The sequence below is a fragment of the Peribacillus sp. P4_C12 genome (assembly GCF_056402095.1).
Map to the genome: position 1 here is coordinate 1 of NZ_JBFUIB010000325.1, position 4223 is coordinate 4223.

The 4223-nt window shown below is 37.3% G+C and carries 4 protein-coding genes; all 4 read left to right on the forward strand.

Translation table 11 applies throughout. The features are described 5' to 3' along the window. Positions 1-18: 18 nt before the first annotated feature. A complete protein-coding gene (locus AC1DUW_RS22070) occupies positions 19-1107 on the forward strand; it encodes a type III polyketide synthase (protein WP_053346723.1) in 1089 nt (362 codons plus the stop codon). Beyond that, positions 1104-1637, forward strand: coding sequence for an isoprenylcysteine carboxyl methyltransferase family protein (locus AC1DUW_RS22075; RefSeq protein ID WP_477643466.1), 534 nt, complete (start codon positions 1104-1106; stop codon positions 1635-1637). Before AC1DUW_RS22070 ends, AC1DUW_RS22075 begins: the two co-directional genes overlap by 4 nt. A 142-nt stretch (positions 1638-1779) precedes the next feature. Further along, entirely contained in the window at positions 1780-1938 is a 159-nt protein-coding gene (locus AC1DUW_RS22080) for a hypothetical protein (protein WP_157443918.1), read from the forward strand. A gap of 207 nt (positions 1939-2145) precedes the next feature. Continuing rightward, positions 2146-4223, forward strand: a 2078-nt coding sequence (locus AC1DUW_RS22085) for a dynamin family protein (RefSeq protein ID WP_477643467.1), incomplete at its 3' end; no start/stop codon positions are given.

Sequence of the window (4223 nt, forward strand, 5' to 3'; positions counted from 1 at the left end):
ATATTAAGGGGTGGGTTCATGCCATATTTATTATCCGCATCTCATATAAAACTTCCTTATTTACTTTCACAGGAAAAGATCATGGAATTTTCCAGGGAAATCTTTGGTTCCTCTTTTAAGAATATTGAACGATTATTGCGGGCATTTAAAAATGGCCAAGTCGAAAATCGTTATTTTTCAAATGATCTTGATTGGTTCAGAGAGGAACATACGTTTGCGGAAAAGAATGATATATATATTAAACAAGCAGTCGAGTTTGGTAAAGAAGCAATTGAAAAATGTTTAGCTAACACTGAATTTTTAAAAGATAAACTGCAGCCAAGTGAGCTTGATGCCTTCTTTTATATATCAAGTACAGGGATGGCTACTCCTACCATTGATGCAAGAATAATGAATGAACTTCCTTTTAACCCACATACAAAAAGAATTCCCATATGGGGGCTAGGGTGTGCGGGGGGAGCGAGTGGGCTAACGCGTGCTTTTGAATATTGTAAAGCATATCCGAAAGCAAAGGTCATAGTATTAAGTGTGGAATTGTGTAGCTTAACCTTTCAAAGAAACGATATTTCCAAGAGCAATTTAATTGGAACATCCTTATTTTCTGATGGAATTAGCTGCGTTTTAATTTGTGGTGATGAAGTGTCAGCTGAAAAGTTCTCGAAAAAAGATCAGCATTTAAAATTTTTAGATTCACAATCAACGCTTATGCCAAATTCGTTGGATGTAATGGGGTGGGAAGTTAAAGATCAAGGGTTGTACGTGGTTTTTTCAAAAGATATTCCAACCATTATCAAAGATTGGCTTAAACCTAACGTGGAATCTTTTTTAGTGGAGAATGGATTGATGCTGGGGGATGTGAAAGATTTTATAGCGCATCCAGGCGGAAAAAAAGTAATCGATGCCTATCACGAAGCTCTGGGATTTAATGAAAGCATGACAGCAGAGTCAATGGGTATATTGAGGGAGTTCGGAAATATGTCTTCGGCTACGATTTTGTATGTACTAGAAAGATTCATGATTCGTGGCGGGAATATAGGTGAATATGGCTTGGCAGCTGCATTGGGGCCAGGGTTTTCTTCAGAACTAGTGTTAATGAGGTGGAAATGATGATTTTCACCATTTTTATTGCGCTGATTGCTATTCAGCGTCTTGTTGAATTATATATTGCAAAACAAAACGAAAAGCAGTTGAAAATGGAGGGGGCTGTTGAGTTCGGTGAGTCCCATTATAGGTGGATGGTTCTGATGCACCTGAGTTTTTTTATTGTACTCACTATCGAGGTAATGGTCTATGAAAGGAAAATTGCTACGCTTTGGCCGATCTGGTTGACTCTTTTTCTCATTGCTCAGTCAGGCAGGGTTTGGGTAATCAGTTCACTAGGAAAACATTGGAATACGAAAATCATAGTGGTGCCAAATGCCGAAGTTGTAGTTAAAGGCCCTTATAAATACTTCAAACATCCTAACTATCTCATTGTAGCAACGGAGATTATCGTCATTTCCTTATTATTCAATGCTTATTATACAGCTATTATTTTTAGTTTGTTGAACGCCTGGATGATGGCGGTGAGAATCCCCTTGGAAGAGAAGGCTTTAAAAACACACACAGAATATTCTACAGTTTTTAAGCAAAAATAATAAAAGTTTCATTTTTCTTATTGAAAATGATTATCGTTCGTGATAAGATTCTAATTGAAGATGAAAATTATTCTCATTCACTTACTGATAAATATTTTTGAAACTTAAAAGCTACCCAATATAAAAGAGGATGGTGTTCGTAATGGTCTGGTTATTCATTTTATTGACAATCGCTACATATAGTTTTGTGATGAAACATGTATTAAGTAATATTCAAAAACCGGCAAAGGCAGTAAAAGCTTATACGGAGTCAACAATTGAAAACCGAGCTACATATAACCCATCTCCTACAACCAGGTAAATTACCTGGTTTTTTTATGCAATCAGAAAGTAATTACGAAGTTGTAAACAAACAAAGTGGAACCCACCAATCGGTGGATTTTTTTGTTTTCTGAACACGTTTTGTAAGAATTCATATAGTAAAACTAAAAGCTTTCGGTATGAATAACAATCGAAATCGTTTACAATAAGATTATTAAAATGACGATAGATTAAGGGGTATGGATTCATGATTCAAGAAACGTTAAAGCAACAGTCTAAATTGGGGATTTTGACTGCCATGTATGAGAAATTTCAATCAGCAGGAGATACAAGCAATGCTGATAAACTGAAACAGCTAATCATGAAAGTAAAAAATGAGGAATTTATCATTGCTTTTTGCGGGCATTTTTCAGCGGGGAAATCAAGCATGATCAACTTCTTCCTAGATGATCAAGTATTGCCTTCAAGTCCGATTCCAACGAGTGCCAATACGGTTAAGGTTCAAAAAGGGGAGGACTATGCCAAAGTCTTTTATCATCATCAGGCACCGGTTGTATTTCCCGCACCTTATGATTTTAAAGAGGTAAAGGAATTTGCTAAAGATGGTGATTCAGTATCGGCAATAACAATAAGCTCCAATCAGTTTTCACTGCCAGAGTCATGTGCCATCATGGATACGCCAGGGATTGATTCGACAGATGATGCACATAGAGTTTCTACTGAATCGGCCTTGCATCTTGCTGATGTAGTCTTCTATGTTATGGATTATAATCATGTTCAATCAGAAGTGAACTTTCTTTTTACTAAAGAATTGTTAGAAGCGGAAAAACCAACATATTTAATTATCAATATGATTGATAAACATGATGAAAATGAGCTCAGCTTCCAAGATTTTAAATTATCTGTTTCTGAAGCATTTGCAAACTGGAATGTATACCCTGATGGAATATTTTATACATCAGTCAGAGACTTGAACAATAGCGAGAATGAAATCGAAACCGTTCGTCAATTTATATATGAAATGGCAGAGAAAGGTCAAAATGATGGGAAAGATGCCATAATGCAATCGGCAAAGGCCCTAATCGAAAGACACCTTATTTGGCTGAAGGAACAGTATGAAGAGGATCATGCCAGTGAATTTGAAGTTTTATCAGAACTTCCATATGAAGAGCGAATCGACCTAACAAATAAAGTGGACAGCCTTATAAAGGGAAAAAAATCATTAACAGAACGTTTAGAGAATGTAAAGGTGCAATTTGCCAAAGATTTAGAAACCATTTTGAAAAGTGCTTACATCATGCCGGCGGCTACACGGGACCTAGGTAAATCATTCTTGGAATCAGCACAGCCCGATTTTAAAATGGGGCTATTATTTGCCAAGAAAAAAACGGAGGCCGAGCGCGAGGAGCGTCTTAACGTATTCTTGGCAGATTTACAAGAGAAGGTCAAAACCCAGCTTGAATGGCATCTTAAAGAGTTAGCGGTTAAAACCCTTACTGAAGCTGAAGTCCATGACCCAACGCTTGAAAGTAAAGCTCAGGCCCTACACATCGAGGTGACAGAAGCTTAYATAAAAAATTCTTTAAAGCCCCAAGTCAATATTACAGGTGAATACGTTTTAAACTATACAAATGATTTGGCCTCTTCTATCAAAAAAAAGGCACGTGATGAAGCTGAAGAATTTTTGCACAGCATGATTGCTGTCATGCAGGGTATAGTGGAGCAACAGACGATATCCATCGATAATGAACTTGAAGGTTTTGCTGAATTTGCGGAAGCCCTCAAAGTTACCGCAGCGATGAATGCAGAAATCGAGTCCCAAACAGAACAATTAGAGGGTATTGCTAATCAAACGGTATCGCTAATGGATGAGCGTTATGTCGAGACACTTTTGACTGAATGGGATGAAGAAGAAAAAAATATTACAGTCAAAATTATGAACACGAATGATGACAATAGGGCTAAGCAGGCAAACGAACTACATGCGGCGGATCTTGAAATCGAAACAAAGGTAGCAGAATCAACTGTAGGCGTTCCATTATCTAATACGATAGATTTACGTGGGAAGGAAAAGTTAATGGAGACTGCATCAAATTTACAGCAGGCAGCCAAACTAATTCAACCTTTGAAAGGTTTTCAATCACTTTATAAAGAATTAACAGATAAGGCAAACCGACTAGAAAAGCAGACTTTCACGGTTGCGCTATTCGGTGCATTTAGTGCAGGCAAATCTTCATTTGCAAATGCGTTAATGGGAGAAAGCGTTCTTCCTGTTTCGCCAAATCCTACTACTGCTGCCATTAACAAAATCATGTCATCTGATGC